Source organism: Cupriavidus sp. IDO (assembly GCF_000812465.1).
In the GTDB taxonomy this organism is placed as follows: domain Bacteria; phylum Pseudomonadota; class Gammaproteobacteria; order Burkholderiales; family Burkholderiaceae; genus Cupriavidus.
Genome location: NZ_JWMA01000079.1, coordinates 36849 through 57334, shown reverse-complemented (window position 1 = coordinate 57334; position 20486 = coordinate 36849). Strand labels below are relative to the sequence as shown.

Sequence of the window (20486 nt, the reverse complement as noted above, 5' to 3'; positions counted from 1 at the left end):
GCGAGCATTACGGTTTTCACAACGCGTTCGCTTATCGCAAGCGTGGACGCATCCACAACGGGAGAATGCATGCACAGAACAGGCATATTGCTGATCGCCGCCATGGCGGCGCCATTGCTCGCGGCCTGCGCCGGCGGCGCCAGCGCGGACTACATCCAGGCACAGGAGCCCAGGCGCATCCATTCGGACGCCAGCGTCAGTGACCTGGTGCTCTGCCTGAAGGGCAGGCTCAAGGAAGATGCCAGCATCGTCGCCTATCCCGAACCGGGCAAGGTGGACGTGCGGGTCGGCCGCGCCGAAAGCGCCGACACCCGCTATTTCCACCTGATCAGCCTGCGCCAGGCCCCGCGCGGCACGGATGTCGAGATCCGCAGTTCCGGGGAGTGGCATCCGCTGATGAGCCCGGGTCGCGTAGCGGGCATGGTGGAGGATTGCAAGCCGGGAACGGCGCGCTAAGGGTGGAGGCGCCCCTCGACCTGCAGGGGCCGGGCCGCGGGGTGCGGAAATTCCTGTCTGCATACGTGTGAATGTTGCCAAATGCTCTGACGAACAACCAAAGGCCCGCATGAGGTGCGCAGGCCGATGCGCGGCGGCGCGGCCCCAGACCGGGCTCAGGCAGGCACGAGGCTGACCTCCTGCAAGCGTGCTGCTGACTTGCGCACGAATTCCACAGTCGTGTCGACAGCGGTGATCGGCAGCATATGCCCGCCCGTCACCAGGATCAGGGTGGCGCCGGGCACTCTGGCGGCCAGCGCCTCGCCGTTCTGCGCCGGGTCAAGGATGCGGTCGTCGCGGCCAAAAAGGATGCTGACCGGCAGCCGCAGCGCGTCATAGCGCGGCAGCAATGGCGGCAGGCTGTGGCCCGCGGCAATCAGGTCTTCCGAGGCGGCGATGAAATGGCCGGGACGCAGCGCCAGCAGGCCGTAGCCGCGGGTGGCGAAATCGGCGGGCACGGGATCGGGGCCGAAGACGATCTCCATCACCTGTTCGCTACGGGCGATCGACATCGGCACGGCCAGCGTCCAGGCCACCAGCCGGCGCACCCAGGGGCGCGCGATGGTCAGCGCCTTGAACACCGATGGAATTCCGCCGGGCGGATGCGTCAGCGGTGCCACCAGCGCCAGTCCGCCGACGCGGCCGGGGTGGCCGATCGCCAGCGCCAGCGCGATCGCGCCGCCCAGCGAGTGGCCCACCACCAGCGGCCGGTCCAGCCCGAGCTTGTCGATCAGCGCCGCCAGAACGTCGGCTTGCGCCGGCAGGTCCGCGCCGGCGCCGGGCGAGCGCGTGGAATAGCCCGCGCCCGGTCGGTCCACCGCCACCACATGGAAGTCCCGCGCCAGCGGCTCGATCATGCCGTAGCTGAAGTTGCCGAGCTGCCCGGACAGGCCATGCAGCAACAGCAGCGTCGGGCCCTGGCCGCGCTCGACTACGTGCAGGCGTGCGCCGGGCACGTCGACGAAGCGGCCCGCGGGCGGCAACGCGGCTTCGACACGCCGTGCCGTGCGCCGGGTGAAGAGGAAGAGGAGGGCGGCGAGCGCGAGCAGCAGGGCTGCAATTGCAAGCACCAGTGCGAGCAGGACGTTCATGGTCGCACCTCGCCGCCGACCAGGTCTGGTTGCCCCGCGTGCCGCATCTGTGCGGCGCGAGGCGCGTCGAATTGCAGCACGCCGTCGGCGATGCGGCCATGGCGGATGGTCAGCATATCCATGATGTAGTTCTGGTACACGCGCCACGGCCTGCGGTCACCCTGCCTGGGCAGCACGCCGGCCGCGCGCTGCACATAGCCCGAGGTGAAGCTCAGGAAGGGCACGGCCCGCAGTGCCGGGTCGCTCCGCGGTACCGCGATGCGGTGCCGGTGGCGATCCATGTATCGCAACAGCCGGCACACATACTCGGCGGTGAGGTCCGCCTTCAGGGTCCACGAGGCATTGGTGTAGCCGAAGGCCAGCACCATATTGGGCACGTCGTTGAGCATCATGCCCTTGTATGCCATCGATTCGGCCGGAAGGCGCCGCTGGCCGTCCACGGTGAGGGCGATGTCGCCAAGCATGTTCAGCTTCAGCCCGGTGGCCATCACCACGATGTCGGCCGGCAGAGCCTTGCCGGAGGCCAGCAGGATACCGTCCTCGGTGAAGCGTTCGATCGTATCGGTGACGACCGTGGCGCGGCCGTCGCGAATCTCGCGGAACAGGTCACCGTCAGGCACCAGGCAGACGCGCTGGTCCCAGGGTTTGTAGCGCGGCGTAAAGTGCGTGTCGACGTCGAAACCGGGGCCGAGCTGGCCGGCCGCCATGGCGACCAGGCGTTGCCTGGTCTGCTCGGGCTTGCGGCGCGCCAGTTGGTAGAAGAACATGCCCAGCAGCACATTTTTCCAGCGCGTCAGTCCATAGGCCAGGCCATCAGGCAGCAGGCGGCGCAGCTTGCGCGCGATGGCATCCTCGCCGGGGCGGGCGACGATGTAGGTCGGCGAACGCTGCAGCATGGTCACGTGAGCGGCACTGCGCGCCATGGCGGGCACCAGCGTGACCGCGGTGGCGCCGCTGCCGATCACCACTACGCGCTTGCCGGCGTAGTCCAGCGATTCGTCCCAGAACTGCGGATGCACGATGCGGCCGCGAAAGGCCTCCTCGCCGGCGAAGGCCGGGCGATGGCCCTCGGCATAGCTGTAGTAGCCGGCGCATACGTAGAGGAAGCGTGCGCGCAGGCGCAACCGGCAGCCGTCCGCGCTCCGCTCGGCTTCGACCGTCCAGCAGGCCTCGCTGCTATCCCACGCCGCGCTGACGACCTTGTGGCCAAAGCGGATATGCGGGGTGATGCCGGCTTCCTCGGCCGTTTCGCGGATATAGGCCAGGATGGACGGACCGTCGGCAATGGCCTTTGCGCCCTTCCATGGCTTGAAGCGGTAGCCCAGCGTGTACATGTCCGAATCCGAGCGGATGCCTGGATAGCGAAACAGGTCCCAGGTGCCGCCCATGGCCTCCCGGGCCTCAAGGATGGCGTACCGTTTGCCGGGACAGCGCTGCTGCAGTTGCCGGGCGGCGCCGATCCCGGACAGGCCGGCGCCTACGATCAGGACATCGAGCAGTGCGTCGTCGGGGGGAGTGGCAGTCATGGTGGCAACCCGGATGAGATACGCTTCTGACACCATAGGTTGTCAGATGCCATCTGACAATAGGGAATGTCATAATGGCGCCATGACGACCGAGCCTTCCCCCGCGCGTCGCTATCGCGGCGCAGCAGCCGACGAGCGGCGCACCCAGCGCCGTTGCCAGCTTGTCACCGCGGCCATCCAGGTCTACGGCGAGCGCGGCTACCAGAACTCCACCGTGAAGGCGGTGTGCGAGGCGGCCGGCCTGACCGAGCGCTACTTCTACGAATCCTTCCCCAACAGCGAAGCCTTGCTGGCGGCCTCCTTCGAGGCCGCCACCGACGCGCTGTTGCAGACCATCGCGCGTGCGGCCGAGGATGCCGGCGGCGGCGGTCGGCGGCGCGCGCTGGCCATGTTGCAGGCCTATTTCGGCGCGCTCCAGTGCGAGCCGCGCTCGGCCCGGGTCTTCCTGGTGGAGATCCAGGGCGTCAGCAAGCTGGTCGATGAGGCGCTGGATGCCTCGCTGCACGCACTGGGCGGCTTGCTGGCGAAGGTGCTGCTGCCGTCCGGGCAGGAACCGGATCCGTTGCTGCTGGCTGGCGTCGCGGGCGGAATCATGCATGTCGCGCTGCGCTGGATACGCGAAGGCTATACGCCCCCGATCGACGCCGTTTCCGGCACCGCGCTGCAGCTTGCGCTGGTGCTGACCCGCAAGCCAGTGGCTTGACCGGCGGGCTGCCGCCGCACGTGCGTGGGCAGCCTGGTGCCGGATGATGCACAGGATCGGCGCTATCTCAGCTCGGTCTTCAACGCCGTCGACCGGATCCAGCCCGCGAAGGCGTCAATGGACGCCTGCCTCGGATGACCAGCGGTTGCCACCAGGTAGAAGCCATAGCCCGGCAACGAAAGCGGATGCGCCTTGATCAGTGTTCCCGCGCTCAGTTCGTTGCCGACCACGACATCGCTGCATATCGCGATCCCCTGTCCGGCAACCACGGCGTCGATCGCATGCAGTTCCTCGCGGAATCTCAGGCAGCACGGGTTGGAGAGGCCCATCAGGGTGGGATCGATCATTCCCGCCGTAGCCATCCAGTTGCGCCATGTGGGGGCGTCCGGATCCCGGTTCATCCAGTCGAAATGGATCAGGGGAAAGCGCAGAAGATCCGCGGCGCGCTGGACGGGCCGGCCATCCATGGCGAGCAGTTCCGGCCGGCAAACGGGGAAGAAGGCGTCCCGGCAGATTTCCTGCACGACAAGGTCGGCCGGCGAGGTTCGCGCATAGCGGATTGCAATATCGGAGTCGCCGGCGCGCAGGTCCAGGACCGCATCGGTACCAATGATCTCTAGCGGGATTCCAGGGTGCAATGCACGCCACTCGGGTAGCCGGGGGACCAGCCACCGGCTTGCAAACGCGTTCGGGCTCGACACGCGCAGCGGAAGTTCATGGCCGCTCGCCGCAATCGACGCCACCGCGCTCGCCAGTGCATCGAAGCCATTGCGCAGTGCCGGAAACAGCTGCGCGCCTGCGCTCGTCAGGGCCAGCGGGCGGGGGCGCCGCTGGAACAGCGTCTGGCCGCAGGTTTCCTCCAGCAGCCGGATCTGATGGCTGATGGCTGTCGGCGTCACACCGAGCTCCGCCGCAGCAGCCTTGAAGCTCCTGTGCCGGGCCGCGGCCTCGAAAGCGCGCAGCGAGCGTAGCGGTGGCAGTTTGCGCATGCTCCGAGTGTAGGTGAGCAAAGCTCATCTGCCAGCTGAGTTCTTCGAGCTTGCTTCGTTTCCGGCTTGCGTCAAGCTTGTAAGCGGAGACCGCGCGCACGGGGGCGCCAGGCCGGACATGGAAAGGGACAGCATGGATACGCATCTCATCTCGGGGAGTGCCGGAAGCGGGCCGGAGCATGCCGGCCCTGGCGTGGACCGATTCCGCCAAAGCCTGAACGGCGAAGCGATCCTGCGCGGTGAAGACGGCTATGACACGGCACGCAAGGTCTGGAACGGCGCCGTCGACAAGCGACCGGCATTGATCGTCTATTGCGCCGATGCCGCCGATGTCAGCCGTGCCGTGGCGTTTGCGCGGTCGGGCGGCTATCTGATGGCGGTACGCAGCGGCGGCCACAATGTCGCCGGCTTGTCCGTCTGTGACGACGGCATCGTGATCGATTTGTCGCGCATGAAGCGGATCGAAGTCGATCCGGTGCGCCGCATTGCGCGTGCGGATGCCGGCCTGAGCCTCGGCGAATTCGACAGCGCGACCCAGGCGCACGGGCTGGCGACGACGATGGGGGTCAACAGCGATACCGGCATCGCGGGGCTCACGCTCGGCGGCGGCTTCGGCAGGCTGGGCCGCAAGCATGGCCTGGCATGCGATAACCTCATCGCGGCCGAGATCGTGCTGGCCGACGGTCGCATGCTGCGAGCCAGCGCCACCGAGAACGCGGAACTGTTATGGGGCCTTCGGGGTGGCGGCGGGAACTTCGGCATCGTGACGGCGTTCGAGTACCGGCTTCATCCCGTCGGGCCGACGCTCCTGGCCGGATCCGCGCTGCATCGGTACGAGCAGGCGCGGGACGCCTTGCGCTTCTACCATGCATTTGCCAGCCGGGCGCCGGACGAACTCAGCGTCGACGCTGCCCTGGTGACCACGCCGTCCGGCGAGCGTTTCCTGAGCCTCTCGGCATGCTATGCCGGGCCGGTCGCGGAAGGCGAGCGGGCGCTCGCGCCGCTGCGCGACTATGGAACCCCGGCAGAGTGCCGGTTTGCGGAAACCCCTTACCTGCAGATCCAGCGCGCCGGCGACGCGATCTTTCCGCGCGGGCGCCGCTACTACTGGAAGGCGCAGTTCGTGCGCGAGCTTACCGATGCAGCCATCGATACGCTGCTCGATGCCTACGCGAACGCGCCCGGCGCCATGCCGCTGCTGGTTCTGCAACAGGTTGGCGGCGCGATTGCCCGGGTTCCCAGGACGGAAACGCCCTACGTGAACCGCGATGCGCGCTACGACTGCTTCCCCATCTCGATCTGGGACGATCCGGCAGACGATGAAGCGAATATACGGTGGGCGCGTGATGCGTGGAACGCCATGCGGCCGTTCTCGACGGGCGGGGTGTATGTGAACAACCTGGGCGAGGAGGGGGACGACAGGGTGCGGGCCGCATATGGCGAGAACTATCAAAGGCTTGTCGAGATCAAGAACAAGTACGACCCGGCCAACTTCTTTCGCCTGAACCAGAATATCCACCCTGGCTCCGGGCCGGCAGCTTCAGAGAATCGCTGATCCTCACGGCGGCGGTGGCCACCTGGCGCGTCCCCGGTCCCGGTGGCCACGGGAGCGCAATCGAGCTGGTTCGGGACACGTGCGAGCGCCGCGCTACGGCATAATCCGGGATGGTCAGGCAAGATTCTGACTTGCAACGCCTCGGAGGTTTCACCGGGCGTTGCCGGCATCCATCCAGCAAGGAGCTTTTCGCATGGCACGCAAGCCAGTCGCGTCCGGCCAGGCGGCCGCCCATGTCCCCGACGCGCAGGCCGCGACGACGGCGACGAGTTTGTCGCGGGCCGCAGGGACCAATATCGTGTCATCGTCCCATCTGGTATCGGTCCGCAGCCCCGAGTTGTCCGAGTTTGAGTTCGGCCTGAACACGGCCTACAACGCCTACAGCCGATGGGTGGTCCGCTGCATGGGCGCGGCTGGCGTGCGCGACCTGACCTTCCTCGATGTCCTGGTGCTTCACCACGTGAACCACCGTGGCCGCGCCAAGCGGCTGGCCGACATCTGCTTCGTGCTCAATGTGGAAGACACCCACCTGGTGACCTATGCACTGAAGAAGCTGCAGGCCCTGGGGCTTGTGGTAGGAGAGCGGGTGGGCAAGGAGGCGACTTACACCACCACGCCGGAAGGCACCGAGGCCTGCGCCCGCTACCGCGAGATCCGCGAAAAGTGCCTGACCAGCAATTTCACGGAAGGCAGCAGCGAGAATGAGGAGATTGGCGAACTGGCGCGCCTGATGCGCGTATTGACAGGCCTGTACGAGCAGGCAGCGCGATCAGCCACGTCGCTATAGCCGGCAGTTCATCGAATGTGATGCATAAGCATTATCACGGCGGCGCGTCACACGGCATCGCCATGATGGCGCAGTGCAAAATCCGGGGCCCGGCAAGGTACAATAGCGGTTTCCCGCCGGCCGGCACCCCACGCAGCGGTGCCGGCAAGCTGCAGCCCCTACCTCCCTACGCCTCCCGACCGCAACGATCATGGCGCATTTCTCGTGCTTCCCCGGCGCTTTGGCGCTTTCCGCCTTCCGCCAGCAACGCCTGCTCACCGCTCTCAGGCAAATCGACACCGATATTGAATCGGTGCACGGCCAGTTCCTGCATTTTGTCGATTCCGACACGCCGCTGTCGTCCGAAGAGCAGGCGCGCATTGCCGCGCTGCTGACCTACGGCGCGCCGTTTGCCGCCCAGCCCGAGGGCGACCGCTTCGTCGTGATCCCGCGGTTTGGCACGATTTCGCCGTGGGCAAGCAAGGCCACCGACATCGCCCACAACTGCGGCCTGACCCATATCCACCGCATCGAGCGCGGCATGGAAATCACCGTGGTCTGCAAGAAGGGCCTGTTGCGCGGGCGCAAGACGCTGGATGCGGACACCCGCGCCGCCGTCGCCGCGTTGCTGTTCGACCGCATGACCGAGACCGTGATCGCCACGCGCGAAGACGCCGCCGGCCTGTTCCAGGAACTGCCGGCCAAGCCGCTGCGCTTCATCGACATCTCGGCCGGCCGCAGCGCGCTGGCCGAAGCCAACGTGGCGATGGGGCTGGCGCTCTCGGAAGATGAGATCGACTACCTGGTCGACGCCTACGCGAAGCTGGAGCGCAATCCGACCGACGTCGAGCTGATGATGTTCGCGCAGGCCAACAGCGAGCACTGCCGCCACAAGATCTTCAACGCAACCTGGACCATCGACGGCGTCGAGCAGGACAAGTCCCTGTTCGCCATGATCCGCAATACGCACCAGCTCAACCCGCAGGGTTCGATCGTGGCGTATTCGGACAACTCGGCGGTGATGGAAGGCGGCATGGCAGAGCGCTGGTTCCCGCGCGGCGATGCCCACAAGTACGGCCGTCACGAGGCGCTGACCCACACGCTGATGAAGGTGGAGACGCACAACCACCCGACCGCGATCTCGCCGTTCCCGGGCGCCTCCACGGGCGCCGGCGGTGAAATCCGCGACGAAGGTGCCACTGGCCGCGGCGCCAAGCCCAAGGCGGGCCTGACCGGCTTCACGGTGTCGAACCTGATGCTGCCGGAGGCCGTCGAGCCGTGGGAAAACGACCGCGACGCCGGCCAGCCGCTGGCGCATCGCAATCCGGCCGACAAGCCCGGCGTGACCGGCAAGCCGGACCGCATCGCCTCGCCGCTGCAGATCATGATCGACGGCCCGCTCGGTGGCGCCGCCTTCAACAACGAATTCGGCCGTGCCAACCTCGGCGGCTACTTCCGCGTCTACGAACAGAACGTCGGCGGCACCGTGCGCGGCTACCACAAGCCGATCATGATCGCGGGCGGCATCGGCAATATCGATGCCTCGCACACGCACAAGGACCCGCTGCCGGCCGGCACGCTGCTGATCCAGCTGGGCGGCCCGGGCATGCGCATCGGCATGGGCGGCGGCGCCGCCAGCTCGATGGCGACCGGTACCAACACCGCCGACCTGGACTTCGATTCGGTCCAGCGCGGCAACCCCGAGATGGAACGCCGCGCGCAGGAAGTGATCAACGCCTGCTGGCAACTCGGCGACGAGAACCCGATCCTGTCGATCCACGATGTGGGCGCCGGCGGTATCTCCAATGCCTTCCCCGAGCTGGTGGACGGCGCCGGCCGCGGCGCGCGCTTCGACCTGCGGCAGGTGCACCTGGAAGAGTCCGGCCTGTCGCCGGCCGAGATCTGGTGCAACGAGTCGCAGGAGCGCTATGTGCTGGCCATTGCGCCGGACAGCTTCCCGCAATTCCAGGCCATGTGCCAGCGCGAGCGCGCACCGTTCGCCGTGGTGGGCGTGGCAACGGAAGAGAAGCAGCTGGAGCTGGTCGATGCGCATGTCGATGCATCGCTCAAGGAACACCATGCGGTGAACATGCCGATGGACGTGCTGCTCGGCAAGCCGCCGCGCATGCACCGCGACGTGAAGCGCGTGGAGCAGCCGCTGCCCGCCGTGGACGTGACCGGCCTCAACCTGGAGCAGGCCGTGCGCGACGTGCTGCGCCATCCGACCGTGGCCAGCAAGTCGTTCCTGATTACCATCGGCGACCGCACCGTGGGCGGCATGAACGCGCGCGACCAGATGGTCGGCCCGTGGCAGGTGCCGGTGGCCGACGTGGCCGTGACCACGCTGGACTACAAGGGCAACGCCGGCGAAGCCATGACGATGGGCGAGCGCACCCCGCTGGCCGTGATCGACGCGCCGGCATCCGGCCGCATGGCGATCGGCGAGGCGCTGACCAACCTGGCCGCCGCGCCGGTGATGGATCTCGGCAAGGTCAAGCTGTCGGCCAACTGGATGGCCGCCTGCGGCGTGGAAGGCGAGGACGCCAAGTTGTATGACACCGTCCATGCCGTCGGCATGGAGCTGTGCCCGGCACTGGGCATCAGCATCCCGGTGGGCAAGGATTCGCTGTCGATGCGCACCAAGTGGCAGGACGGCGAGGCGAACAAGGAAGTGGTGGCGCCGGTGTCGCTGATCATCTCGGCGTTTGCCGCGGTGGACGACGTCAAGCGCACGCTCACCCCGCAACTGCGCACCGACGCAGGCGACACGGTCCTGATCGGCATCGACCTTGGCCGCGGCAAGAACCGCCTGGGCGGCAGTATCCTGGCCCAGGTGACGCAGCAGGTCGGCGACAGCGCACCCGACGTGGACAGCGCCGAAGACCTGAAGAACTTCTTCAATGTGATCCAGCGCCTGAATCGCGAGGGCAAGCTGCTGGCCTATCACGACCGCTCGGACGGCGGCTTCATGGCCGCGCTGGCAGAAATGGCGTTTGCCGGCCATTGCGGCATCTCGCTCAACGTCGACATGCTCGCGCTCGATCCGCAGCAGGAGCAGGACTACGGCGATGCCAAGAACTGGGCGCAGCAGATCGCCGAGCGGCGCAGTGACCAGACCCTGCGCGCGCTGTTCTCCGAAGAGTTGGGCGCGGTGGTGCAGGTCCGCCTGCAGGATCGCGACGCGGTTTTCGCCGTGCTGCGCGAAGCCGGCCTGTCGGCCTGTAGCCATGTGGTCGGCAAGCCCAACGCCAGCGACGAGATCGAGATCTACCGCGATGCGAAGAAGGTGTTCGGCGCCTCGCGTGCCGACCTGCAGCGCAACTGGAGCGAAGTCAGCTGGCGCATTGCCCGCCTGCGCGACAACCCCGCCTGCGCCGACAGCGAATACGACCGCCTGCTCGACGCCGCCGACCCCGGCATCAGCCCGGTCCTGACCTTCGATCCGGCCGAGGACATCGCCGCCCCGTTCATCGCGACCGGTGCCCGTCCGCGCGTGGCGATCCTGCGCGAGCAGGGCGTCAACTCGCAGATCGAAATGGCGTACAGCATGGACCGCGCCGGCTTCGATACGCACGACGTGCACATGAGCGACCTGATTGCCGGCCGCGCCAACCTGGCGGACTTCTCCGGCTTCGTGGCGTGCGGCGGCTTCAGCTACGGCGACGTGCTGGGTGCCGGCGAAGGCTGGGCCAAGACCATCCTGTTCAATGCGCAGATGGCCGAGCAGTTCGCGGCCTTCTTCAACCGCCAGGACACCTTTGCGCTGGGCGTGTGCAACGGCTGCCAGATGATGAGCAACCTCGCCCCGATCATCCCGGGTGCCGGCGCCTGGCCGCAGTTCACCCGCAACCAGTCGGAGCAGTACGAGGCACGCTACGTCACGGTGGAAGTGCAGTCGTCGCCGTCGATCTTCTTCGCCGGCATGGAAGGCAGCCGCATCCCCATCGTCGTGGCCCACGGCGAAGGCTTTGCCGACTTCTCGCAGCAAGGCGATATCGGCCAGGCCAGGGTGGCGCTGCGCTTTGTCGATAACCACGGCGCGCCGACGCAGACCTATCCGCTCAATCCGAACGGCTCGCCGGAAGGCATCACTTCGGTGACCACGGTCGACGGCCGCTTCACCGTGCTGATGCCGCATCCGGAGCGCGTGTTCCGCACGGCCACCATGAGCTGGGCGCCCGACGCCTGGAAGCAGGTGGCCGATGGCGGCAGCCCGTGGATGCGGATGTTCCGCAACGCGCGCAAGTGGGTGGGTTGAGGATGTTGTGAGGCTGGGCGCCAGCCGGCGCCTTTGCCGCCGCCTGCCTTCGTCGCGAAGGCAGCAGGAAGGCAGTGTTCCGTGGTCCGGGAAACGGACGGCGGGCGCTGCCTTTTCTTTTGGTTCTTCGCCGATTTGTGGGGCTGGGGTCTTGGGGGGCGCTACTGGTGCGCCTGAGGTTAGTGGCTGCGGTTGGGAGCTGTCGAAGGTCGACGGTCCCGTTTCGCCCTGCCGGGCGACTTCCTTTTTGACGGCGCCAAAAAGGAGGTCGCCGGCTACGCCGGCGAAACAGCCACGCCCCCAAGAACCAAAGCCCGCGATCCGGCGAAGAATCCTTCTTCTGGGCGCGGCGTGCTGCCTGCGTGCTCAGGAATAGATCGGAGCCATCATCCGCGAACTCCACGACGCATACGCGAAATGAAGCAGCCGCCTGGGGTCGCAGCCGGGTGTCGGCACGATCTCACCGCGAGCCTCCTTGAACGCCACGACGGCGCGCAGGATCTTCTCGGGAGCGTAGCGGTCACGCAGGGGGAGGTGGGGGTGCAACTGGCGCCACCCGGGGGCGGCGCCGTCAAGCGAGGCCGAGGCAAGCGCGCAGTAGCACATGCCGCGGGAAGTGAGATACCAGAGTTGCCAGTAACCTTCGGTGGGCTCCACGCTGCCGCATCCTTCTCGATTTGCAGGCCGGCGGGGGCAACCGGTCGCTGCTTACTTGATGTTGGCCTTGTCCTTGAGGGACTTCATCATGGCCTGGAACTGTTCGCGCTGCCAGTTCTGGTCGCCCATCATCATCTGCATCAGCTGCGGCTTGACCTCTTCGAACGACGGGATCTTGGCGTCGCGCGTATCGACCAGTTCAATGATGTGCCAGCCAAACTGCGTCTTGACCGGGGTATCGGTCATCTGGCCCTTCTTCAGGCCGGTCATGGCTGCCGAGAACTCAGGCACGTAGCTGCTGCTGTTGGCCCAGTCCAGGTCGCCGCCGTTGGCTGCCGAGCCCGGATCCTTGGACGAGGCCTTGGCCATGTCTTCGAACTTGGCGCCGGCCTTGATCTTGGCGATGATGGCCTTGGCGTCGGCTTCCTTCTCCACCAGGATATGGCGGGCGTGGTATTCCTTGCCATTGCCGAACTGCGACTTGATCTTGTCGTACTGCTTGCGCAGCTCTGCGTCGCTGGCGCCGTGCGTCTTCACGTAGTCTTCGAACACCGCGCCGGCCAGCACGTTCAGCTTGGCCTGCTCCAGTTGTTCCTGCACGTCGTCGCGCTGGGTCAGGCCGCGCTTGTTGGCTTCCTGCAGCAGCAGTTCGCGGTCGATCAGCATATTGCGCGCCCGGTCCCGCAGCTCGGGATTGTCGGGCTGGCCGGTGCCGGCGATCAACTTGTCCAGCTTTGCCGAGGGAATGGACTTGCCATTCACGACGGCGGCATTCTGGGCGACGGCCGGCAGGCTGCCGGCTGCAAGCACAGCCGCCAGGCTGAACGAGAGGACGGTGGTCTTCATGGAGTCAGGTCTGAGAGTTGCGGGAAGAATCGCGTGAAAGTTCGCGGGATTGATATTCTTGATCGGTGAACGCGGTCACGGCCAGTGCGTGGATCTGCGCGGGGAACAGACCGCGCAGCGCATCATACACCATGCGGTGTCGCGCAACGCGGGTGTGACCTGCGAATCGCTCGCTGACAATCGTGACATCGTAATGTCCCCCGCCGGATGCCGCGCCGGCATGTCCGGCGTGCAGGGCGCTGTCGTCGCGCACGCTCAGGTGGGTCGGGGCGAGCGCGTCACGCAGCATCGCCTCGATGGTGGCGGGATCGGCTGCCATTTGCGTTTTCCTTCAGTGTGGTTCGGTTCAGAGCGGGCGCGCAGGCTCAGTCCTGCGTATTTTCCTGCATGTGGCGGGACAGCCAGATGCTCTGGGCGACGATGAAGACCAGCATCAGCCCCATGCTGCCGAACAGCTTGAAGTTGACCCAGGCGTCGGTGGAGAACTGAAACGCCACGTACAGGTTCAGCACGCCCATGGCGCCGAAGAACGCGGCCCAGGCCGCGTTGAGCCGGCCCCAGACCGGGTCGGGCAGGGTGACCTGCTTTTCCATCATGGCCCGGATCAGGTTCTTGCGCCATCCGACCACGGAGCCGATCAGCGCGGCGGCAAAGAGCCAGTACAGCACGGTCGGCTTCCACTTGATGAAGGTCTCGTTGTGCAACACCAGCGTGGCGCCGCCGAACACCCCGATGATCAGCAGGCTGACCCATTGCATCGGCTCCACCTTGCGGTGGCGCAGCCATACCCAACCGATCTGCAGCACCGTGGCGCCGATGGCCACGGCGGTGGCGGTGTAGATGTCCGCCACCTTGAAGGCGGCGAAGAACAGGATGACCGGGAACAGGTCGAACAGGAATTTCATGCGGGCTTGTCTTGGTTGGCAACTGTGGCGCAGGGGGCGCTCAGCGTTGCGGATCGGGATCGCGGGGCGCGTGGGACGCATCCGCCGCACGCTCTGCCGGGTCGCGATCATCGAATTTTAGCGCAGCCGAGTTAATGCAATAGCGCAACCCGGTCGGCGCGGGTCCGTCCTCGAAGACGTGGCCCAGATGGCTGCCGCATTCCTTGCAGCGGACTTCCACCCGCACCATGCCGTGGCTGCGGTCGGTGTGCTCGGCAATCACCTCGCCGTTGATCGGCCGGAAATAGCTCGGCCAGCCGCAGCCGGCATCGAACTTGGTGGCCGATTCGAACAGCGGCGTGCCGCAGCCGACGCAGTGGTAGATGCCGTTATCCCAGTGATCCCAGTAGCGGCCGGTGAACGGGCGCTCGGTGGCGGCTTCACGGGTCACGCGATATTCGATGTCGGAGAGTTGTTCGCGCCACTCGGCATCGGTCTTCTTCGTGGTCATGCTCAGTCCTGTCGGGTTGGGGGCTCGTATTGGTCGTGGCGGCAGCTTGAACCTTACACCAGCTGGCGCCCGCTCGCCGTCGGCCGGATCACGACGAGCAGCTCACCTCGAGCCCCGACGCCCAGTCGGGCGGCAGCGCCGCATAGCTTTCCGCCTCGGGCTGCTCGTCGAACGGTCGGGAGAGCACGGCGAGCAGGCGCTGCACCTCGCTGAAATCCTTCTCGCGGGCGGCCCGGATGGCGGTCTCGGCAAGGTGGTTGCGCAGCACATACTTCGGGTTGACCGCCAGCATTGCCGCCCGGCGGCTCGCATCGTCCGATTGTTCTGCCTGCAGGCGGGTGCGATAGCCAGCCGCCCAGGCGTCCCAGGCCGCGCGATCGAGGAACAGGTCTCGCACCGGCGCGTCCTGCGAACCGTCTGCCGAGGAGATGCGGGCGAGGTTGCGCCAGAACAAGGTGTAGTCGACGCGCTGTTCGTGCAGCAGCTGGAACAGCCCGGTCAGCAGGGGCTCGTCTTCCTTGTCGCCGCCCGCGGGCGCGTGCAGCCCGAGCTTGCCGCGATAGTGGCGGAAGAACTCCGACGCATAGCGGTCGCGGAACGGATCGAGCGCCTCGCGGGCGGAGGCCACGGCCGCTTCACGCGCCGCTTCGCTGTCCGTGGCATTCCGGTCCAGCCAGAGCGGCAGCAGGGCCTGGGCCAGGCAATGCAGGTTCCAGAACGCAACCTGCGGCTGCTGGCTGTAGGCGTAGCGGCCCTGGGTGTCGGAGTGGTTGCAGATGTGGTTGGCGTCGAAGGCGTCGAGGAATCCGAAGGGGCCGTAGTCGATGGTCAGCCCGAGGATCGACATATTGTCGGTGTTCATGACGCCATGGCAGAAGCCCACGGCCTGCCAGTGCGCGACCAGGTCGGCCGTACGCAGCGAGGCCTCGCGCAGCAGCGCGAGATAGGGCTGCGGCGTCTCGCGGCAGGCCGGCATGAAGTTGTCGATGACGAAGTCGGCCAGTTGCCGCAGCGAGGCCACGTCGTCGTGCGCGGCGAAGTGTTCGAAGTGCCCGAAGCGGATAAAGGTAGGCGACAGCCGCGTGACCACCGCCGAGGTCTCGATGGTTTCGCGCCGCACCGGCGCATCGGAACCGACGATGCTGAGCGCGCGCGTGGTCGGCACGCCCAGCGCCGCCATCGCCTCCGAGCAGAGGTACTCGCGGATCGACGAACGCAGCACCGCCCGTCCGTCCGCCATGCGCGAATAGGGTGTCAGCCCGGCGCCCTTGAGCTGGATTTCCCACGGGCCGGCGGGCGTGCTTGCCTGCGCGAGCCGGATTGCGCGCCCGTCCCCAAGTTGGCCCGCCCAGACGCCGAACTGATGGCCGGAATAGACCGAAGCCAGCGGATCTGCCCAGTCGGGGACGGCATTGCCGACGAATGTTTCGATGAACTCTTGTCGCGTCGCCACATCCGTATCCCAACCCAGCAGTGCAGCCGCCGCCGGCGCAATGTCGACCAGGTAGGGCGACGGCAGCGGGGTCGGGCGCAGGCGGGTGTAGAACTGCGCGCCGAGCGCGGCAAAGCCTGGCTCCGTGGCGAACGGCACGATGAAGGGCTGGGAGGGCGTATCAGTCTGGTTATCGGGCATCGAAGTTGGGGGCGGGCTGCGGTGCAGCGTGATTCCTGGCGCGGTGATCTGAGGCCGTTGGTGAATGCTGATCGCGAACGTGCATGGCTAGTCGAAAGCCGCGATGGTGGCAGTGCAGCGCCGGTTCGTCTCGCGGCCCGCAAGTGCGCTTGCGGGCTAGGGAAAACGACATGTTGAGGTGCAACATGGCACGCAGTATTGTACTTGCACATCGGATTCCCCTAGTCAGACCGCCACACACGGCGCAATGTTTCTCCTCACTAATTGCGCGCATGAATCCGATGCATGGCGCTCCGCAGAATTGCGGCCTCGAATATGGCAGTGCACAACGGATTCACGTTGACGTTGATTCGATGCATGGGAACAATCGCCAAAAAATAGAACGATTGTTCGTTTTTACACGGAACTCACCACATTCAGGAGACTATTTCATGGCATTGATGGGTCAAATGATGAGCGCGCCGCTGCTCATTTCCACCATCATCAAGCACGCTGCGCGCTATTACGGCAGCACCGAAATCGTCTCGCGACGTACCGAGGGCGACCTCCACCGCTATACCTACCGCGACTGCGAACTGCGCGCGCGCAAGCTGGCCCAGGCGCTGGGCGCGCTGGGCGTGAAGCAGGGCGACCGCGTCGGCACCCTGGCCTGGAATGGCTACCGGCACCTGGAAATCTATTACGGCGTGTCGGGCATGGGTGCCGTCTGCCATACCGTCAACCCGCGTCTGTTCCCGGAGCAGATCGCCTACATCGTCAACCACGCCGAAGACGGCTATGTGTTCTTCGACCTGACCTTCCTGCCGCTGGTGGAAGGCGTGGCGCCGCATTGCCCCAATGTGAAGGGCTGGGTGCTGATGTCCGACCGTGCCCATATTCCGGCCGAGTCCAAGGTGCCGCTGCTCTGCTATGAAGACCTGATCGATGCGCAGGACGGCAACTACGAGTGGCCGCAGTTCGACGAGAACCTGGCGTCGAGCCTGTGCTACACCTCGGGCACGACCGGCAATCCGAAGGGCGCGCTGTACTCGCATCGCTCCACCGTGCTGCATTCCTATGCCTCGGCGTTGCCCGATGCGCTGGGCTGCTCGGCCCAGGACGTGATCCTGCCCGTGGTGCCGATGTTCCATGTCAATGCCTGGGGCCTGCCGTACTCGGTGCCGCTGGTGGGCGCCAAGCTGGTGTTCCCGGGGCCCAAGCTGGATGGCGCCTCGCTGTACGAACTGTTCGAGCAGGAAAAGGTGAGCTTCTCCGCCGGCGTGCCGACGGTGTGGCTCGGCCTGCTGCAGTACGTGCAGTCGAACAAGCTGAAGTTCTCCACGTTCCGCCGTACCGTGATCGGCGGTTCCGCTGCGCCGCCCGCGATGATCCGTGCGCTCGAAGCACTGGACGTCGAGGTGATCCATGCCTGGGGCATGACCGAGATGTCGCCGCTGGGCACGTCTTGCAAGCTGCTTGCCAAGCACCAGGAGTTGTCGGACGCCGACCGCCACAAGATCCAGGAAAAGCAGGGCCGCGTGATCTTCGGCGTCGACATGAAGATCGTCGACGGCGACGGCAAGGAACTGCCTTGGGACGGCAAGGCCTTCGGCGACCTGATGGTGCGCGGCCCCTGGATCATCGCGCAGTACTACCGCAACGGCACCAGCCCCCTGACCGACGGCTGGTTCCCGACCGGCGACGTGGCCACCATCGACGCCGATGGCTATATGCAGATCACCGACCGCAGCAAGGACGTGATCAAGTCCGGCGGCGAATGGATTTCCTCGATCGATATCGAGAACGTCGCCGCAGCGCACCCGGCCGTGCACATGGCTGCCTGCATCTCGGCGTATCACCCCAAATGGGATGAGCGGCCGCTGCTGGTGGTGGTCAAAAAGCCTGGCGCGGAAGTCTCCCGCGAAGAGATGCTGCAGTTCTTCGAAGGCAAGGTCGCCAAGTGGTGGATTCCCGATGACGTGGCATTTGTCACCGAGATCCCGCTGACCGCCACCGGGAAGATGCAGAAGCTCAAGCTGCGCGAACAGTTCAAGGACTATCGCCTGCCAACTGCCTGAGGCATACAGGGTAGCAGCCGGTGCGCCGTGCCAGCTTGCAGCACGGCGCACCGGTGGCGGGCTGGCGCGCGACTGGAGGGCGCGTCCGGCATGCCGCAATCGACGACAAGCCAACGACAAGAGTGAAGGAGACAGGTATGACCAAAATGCGTCCGCTGGTGGCCGGTGTTGCCATGTTCGCGGCACTGGGTTCTGCGCTGGTATCGGGCACGGCAGCTGCCGATACGGTGAAGATTGCCTTCATCGATCCGCTTTCGGGGCTGATGGCGCCGGTTGGCCAGAACCAGCTCAAGAGCTGGCAGTATGTTGCCGACGTGGCGAACCAGAAGGGCTGGGGCGGTCCGCACAAGTTCGAGGTGGTCGGTTTCGACAACAAGCTGTCGCCGCAGGAGAGCCTGACCATCCTCAAGCAGGCGGTCGACCAGGGCATCCGCTACATCGTGCAGGGCAACGGCTCGTCGGTCGGGCTGGCGCTGGAGGATGCGGTGGCCAAGCACAATGAGCGCAATCCGGGCAAGGAAATCGTCTACCTGAACTATGCGGCGGTAGACCCGGACATGACCAACGGCAAGTGCAACTACTGGCATTTCCGGCTCGACGCCAACTCCGACATGAAGATGGAGGCGCTGACCACCTTCCTGGCCAAGGATCCGAACGTCAAGAAGGTCTACCTGATCAACCAGAACTATTCGTTCGGCCACCAGGTTGCCAAGGCCGCCAAGGACTATCTCAAGCGCAAGCGTCCGGACATCCAGATCGTCGGTGAAGACCTGCACCCGCTGGCGCAGGTCAAGGACTTTGCGCCGTATGCCGCCAAGATCAAGGCCTCCGGCGCCGATACCGTGATCACCGGCAACTGGGGCAGCGACCTCGCACTGCTGATCAAGGCCGGCAAGGACGCGGGCCTGACCACCAACTACTACACCTACTACGCCGCCACCACCGGCGTACCCACCGCCATGGGCGCGGCCGGTGCCGAGCACGTCAAGTACGTCGGCTACTACAACCCCAACAACAAGGGCTTCAAGGGCTCCGACGTGATCGAGGGCTTCAAGAAGAAGTACAACGACGACTTCTACGTGATGGCTGCCTACACCGGTATTGCGATGCTGGCCAAGGCCGTCAAGGACAGCGGTTCCACCGATCCGGTCAAGGTTGCCAAGGCGCTCGAGGGCGCCAAGGTGGAAAGCATGAACGGCACGGTGGAAATGCGTAACACCGACCACCAGGCCCAGCAGTCGCTGGTGGTGGCCACCTGGACCAAGGTGGACGGCAAGGACATCAAGTACGACCAGGAGAACACCGGCTACGGCTGGAAGACCAATGCGCTGATGGACCAGTACGTCGCGGCGCAGCCGACTTCCTGCCAGATGAAGCGGCCGGGCTGATCCTGTCGTCGGCGGGCGGCCCGGGGGTATGTCGTGGCCGCCCGATCCTGCATACGTTCGGTCGAAACCGGGGAGCATCCGGGCGCAGTCTGCCCCGGCAGGGTGGCGTTCACCCTTTTTCCAACCGGACGGAAGCCGGCTCGCAACACGCGTGGCGGCGCCAGAATGAAGGATAAGCTGTGGAATTCTTCGTCATCTCCTTGCTGAACGGCATCAGCTACGGGCTGCTGCTGTTCATGCTGTCATCGGGCCTCACCCTGATCTTCAGCATGATGGGCGTGCTCAATTTCGCGCACGCCAGCTTCTACATGCTGGGTGCCTATTTCGCTTACACCATCGCCTCCAAGGTCGGCTTCTGGCCGGCGCTGATCTTCGCGCCCTTGCTGGTCGCCGGCGCTGGAGCGCTGGTCGAACGCTTCGGCCTGCGCACGGTGCACAAGTTCGGGCATGTTGCCGAGCTGCTGTTCACCTTCGGGCTGGCCTACCTGATCGAGGAGGGCGTCAAGCTGGTCTGGGGCCTGGCCGCGGTGCCGTATCGGATCCCGGCCGAGCTGGACGGGCCGCTCTTCACGGTCTTCACGTCCTCGTTCCCCAAGTACCGCGCCTTCATGATGCTGGTGTCGTTCGGCATGCTGGTGGCGATCTACCTGGTGCTGACCCGCACGCGCATCGGCCTGGTGATCCAGGCCGCGCTGACACACCCCGAGATGGTCGAGGCCCTCGGCCACAACGTGCCGCGCGTATTCATGATGGTGTTTGGCGGCGGCGCCGCGCTGGCCGGGCTGGCGGGGGTGATCGGCGGCAATGCGTTCGTCACCGAGCCATCGATGGCGGCGGCGGTGGGATCGATCGTCTTCGTGGTGGCGGTGGTGGGAGGCATGGGGTCGCTGGTGGGCGCGTTCATCGCGTCGATCCTGATCGGCGTGCTGCAGACCTTTGCGGTGACCATCGATTCGTCGCTGGCCGGACTGTTCAACAGCATCGGCCTGGCCGTCAGCGACGCCACGCCGTTCTATTCATTGTGGAAGCTCACGGTGGCCCAGGTGGCGCCGGTGCTGCCCTACCTGTTGCTGGTGGTGATGCTGATCTTCCGCCCGCGCGGCCTGATGGGAACCCGGGAGAGCTGA

At 65.9% G+C, this 20486-nt stretch carries 17 protein-coding genes; 8 read left to right on the top strand and 9 right to left on the bottom strand.

What is annotated here, in order from left to right; translation table 11 throughout:
• Positions 1-69 precede the first annotated feature (69 nt).
• Positions 70-456 (top strand): hypothetical protein, encoded by a 387-nt coding sequence (locus RM96_RS22390; protein ID WP_039013780.1) that lies wholly within the window; start codon positions 70-72, stop codon positions 454-456.
• A gap of 155 nt (positions 457-611) precedes the next feature.
• Here the strand turns inward: RM96_RS22390 and RM96_RS22385 are convergent, their stop codons facing one another.
• Positions 612-1586 (bottom strand): alpha/beta fold hydrolase, encoded by a 975-nt coding sequence (locus tag RM96_RS22385; protein WP_039013779.1) that lies wholly within the window; start codon positions 1584-1586, stop codon positions 612-614.
• Entirely contained in the window at positions 1583-3112 is a 1530-nt protein-coding gene (locus tag RM96_RS22380) for a flavin-containing monooxygenase (RefSeq protein WP_039013810.1), read from the bottom strand. The genes RM96_RS22385 and RM96_RS22380 overlap by 4 nt, the downstream gene beginning before the upstream one ends.
• A gap of 82 nt (positions 3113-3194) precedes the next feature.
• Between RM96_RS22380 and RM96_RS22375 the strand changes: the two genes are divergently transcribed.
• Positions 3195-3815 (top strand): TetR/AcrR family transcriptional regulator, encoded by a 621-nt coding sequence (locus RM96_RS22375; RefSeq protein WP_039013777.1) that lies wholly within the window; start codon positions 3195-3197, stop codon positions 3813-3815.
• A gap of 62 nt (positions 3816-3877) precedes the next feature.
• On the opposite strand, the gene RM96_RS22370 is transcribed toward RM96_RS22375, so the two are convergent.
• Entirely contained in the window at positions 3878-4804 is a 927-nt protein-coding gene (locus RM96_RS22370) for a LysR substrate-binding domain-containing protein (protein WP_039013776.1), read from the bottom strand.
• A 133-nt stretch (positions 4805-4937) separates the two neighbouring features.
• Here RM96_RS22370 and RM96_RS22365 point away from each other — a divergent pair, with 133 nt between their 5' ends.
• The 3 genes from RM96_RS22365 to purL all read left to right on the top strand — a co-directional run bounded on the left by RM96_RS22365 (position 4938) and on the right by purL (position 11383).
• On the top strand, positions 4938-6359 hold the full coding sequence (locus RM96_RS22365) for an FAD-binding oxidoreductase (RefSeq protein WP_039013775.1): 1422 nt from the start codon (positions 4938-4940) through the stop codon (positions 6357-6359).
• A 193-nt stretch (positions 6360-6552) separates the two neighbouring features.
• Entirely contained in the window at positions 6553-7146 is a 594-nt protein-coding gene (locus tag RM96_RS22360; protein WP_039013773.1) for a winged helix DNA-binding protein, read from the top strand.
• 190 nt (positions 7147-7336) lie between these two features.
• Positions 7337-11383, top strand: a complete 4047-nt coding sequence (gene purL, locus RM96_RS22355; RefSeq protein WP_039013772.1) for a phosphoribosylformylglycinamidine synthase — start codon at positions 7337-7339, stop codon at positions 11381-11383.
• A 366-nt stretch (positions 11384-11749) separates the two neighbouring features.
• On the opposite strand, the gene RM96_RS22350 is transcribed toward purL, so the two are convergent.
• The 6 genes from RM96_RS22350 to RM96_RS22325 form a co-directional block, all read right to left on the bottom strand.
• Positions 11750-12040, bottom strand: a complete 291-nt coding sequence (locus RM96_RS22350; RefSeq protein WP_039013771.1) for a hypothetical protein — start codon at positions 12038-12040, stop codon at positions 11750-11752.
• 51 nt (positions 12041-12091) lie between these two features.
• Complete coding sequence (locus tag RM96_RS22345) at positions 12092-12886, bottom strand: peptidylprolyl isomerase (RefSeq protein WP_039013769.1); 795 nt, start codon at positions 12884-12886, stop codon at positions 12092-12094.
• 4 nt (positions 12887-12890) lie between these two features.
• Positions 12891-13205: a BolA family protein gene (locus RM96_RS22340; RefSeq protein ID WP_039013768.1), complete on the bottom strand. Its 315-nt coding sequence runs from the start codon at positions 13203-13205 to the stop codon at positions 12891-12893.
• 46 nt (positions 13206-13251) lie between these two features.
• Positions 13252-13791 carry a septation protein A gene (locus RM96_RS22335; RefSeq protein ID WP_039013766.1) on the bottom strand — a complete coding sequence of 180 codons (540 nt, stop codon included), beginning with the start codon at positions 13789-13791 and terminating at the stop codon, positions 13252-13254.
• Between the two features lie 40 nt (positions 13792-13831).
• Complete coding sequence (gene msrB / locus RM96_RS22330; protein ID WP_039013760.1) at positions 13832-14281, bottom strand: peptide-methionine (R)-S-oxide reductase MsrB; 450 nt, start codon at positions 14279-14281, stop codon at positions 13832-13834.
• An 88-nt stretch (positions 14282-14369) separates the two neighbouring features.
• A complete protein-coding gene (locus tag RM96_RS22325) occupies positions 14370-15914 on the bottom strand; it encodes a protein adenylyltransferase SelO (RefSeq protein WP_039013759.1) in 1545 nt (514 codons plus the stop codon).
• A 431-nt stretch (positions 15915-16345) separates the two neighbouring features.
• On the opposite strand from RM96_RS22325, the gene RM96_RS22320 reads away from it, so the two are divergent.
• The 3 genes from RM96_RS22320 (at position 16346) to RM96_RS22310 (ending at position 20486) form a co-directional block, all read left to right on the top strand.
• The gene (locus RM96_RS22320) at positions 16346-17971 is read left to right on the top strand and encodes a 3-(methylthio)propionyl-CoA ligase (RefSeq protein ID WP_039013758.1); all 1626 of its coding nucleotides are present in this window, start codon (positions 16346-16348) and stop codon (positions 17969-17971) included.
• 137 nt (positions 17972-18108) lie between these two features.
• Positions 18109-19359, top strand: a complete 1251-nt coding sequence (locus RM96_RS22315) for a branched-chain amino acid ABC transporter substrate-binding protein (protein ID WP_039013757.1) — start codon at positions 18109-18111, stop codon at positions 19357-19359.
• Positions 19360-19538: 179 nt separating this feature from the next.
• Positions 19539-20486, top strand: a complete 948-nt coding sequence (locus RM96_RS22310; RefSeq protein ID WP_039013756.1) for a branched-chain amino acid ABC transporter permease — start codon at positions 19539-19541, stop codon at positions 20484-20486.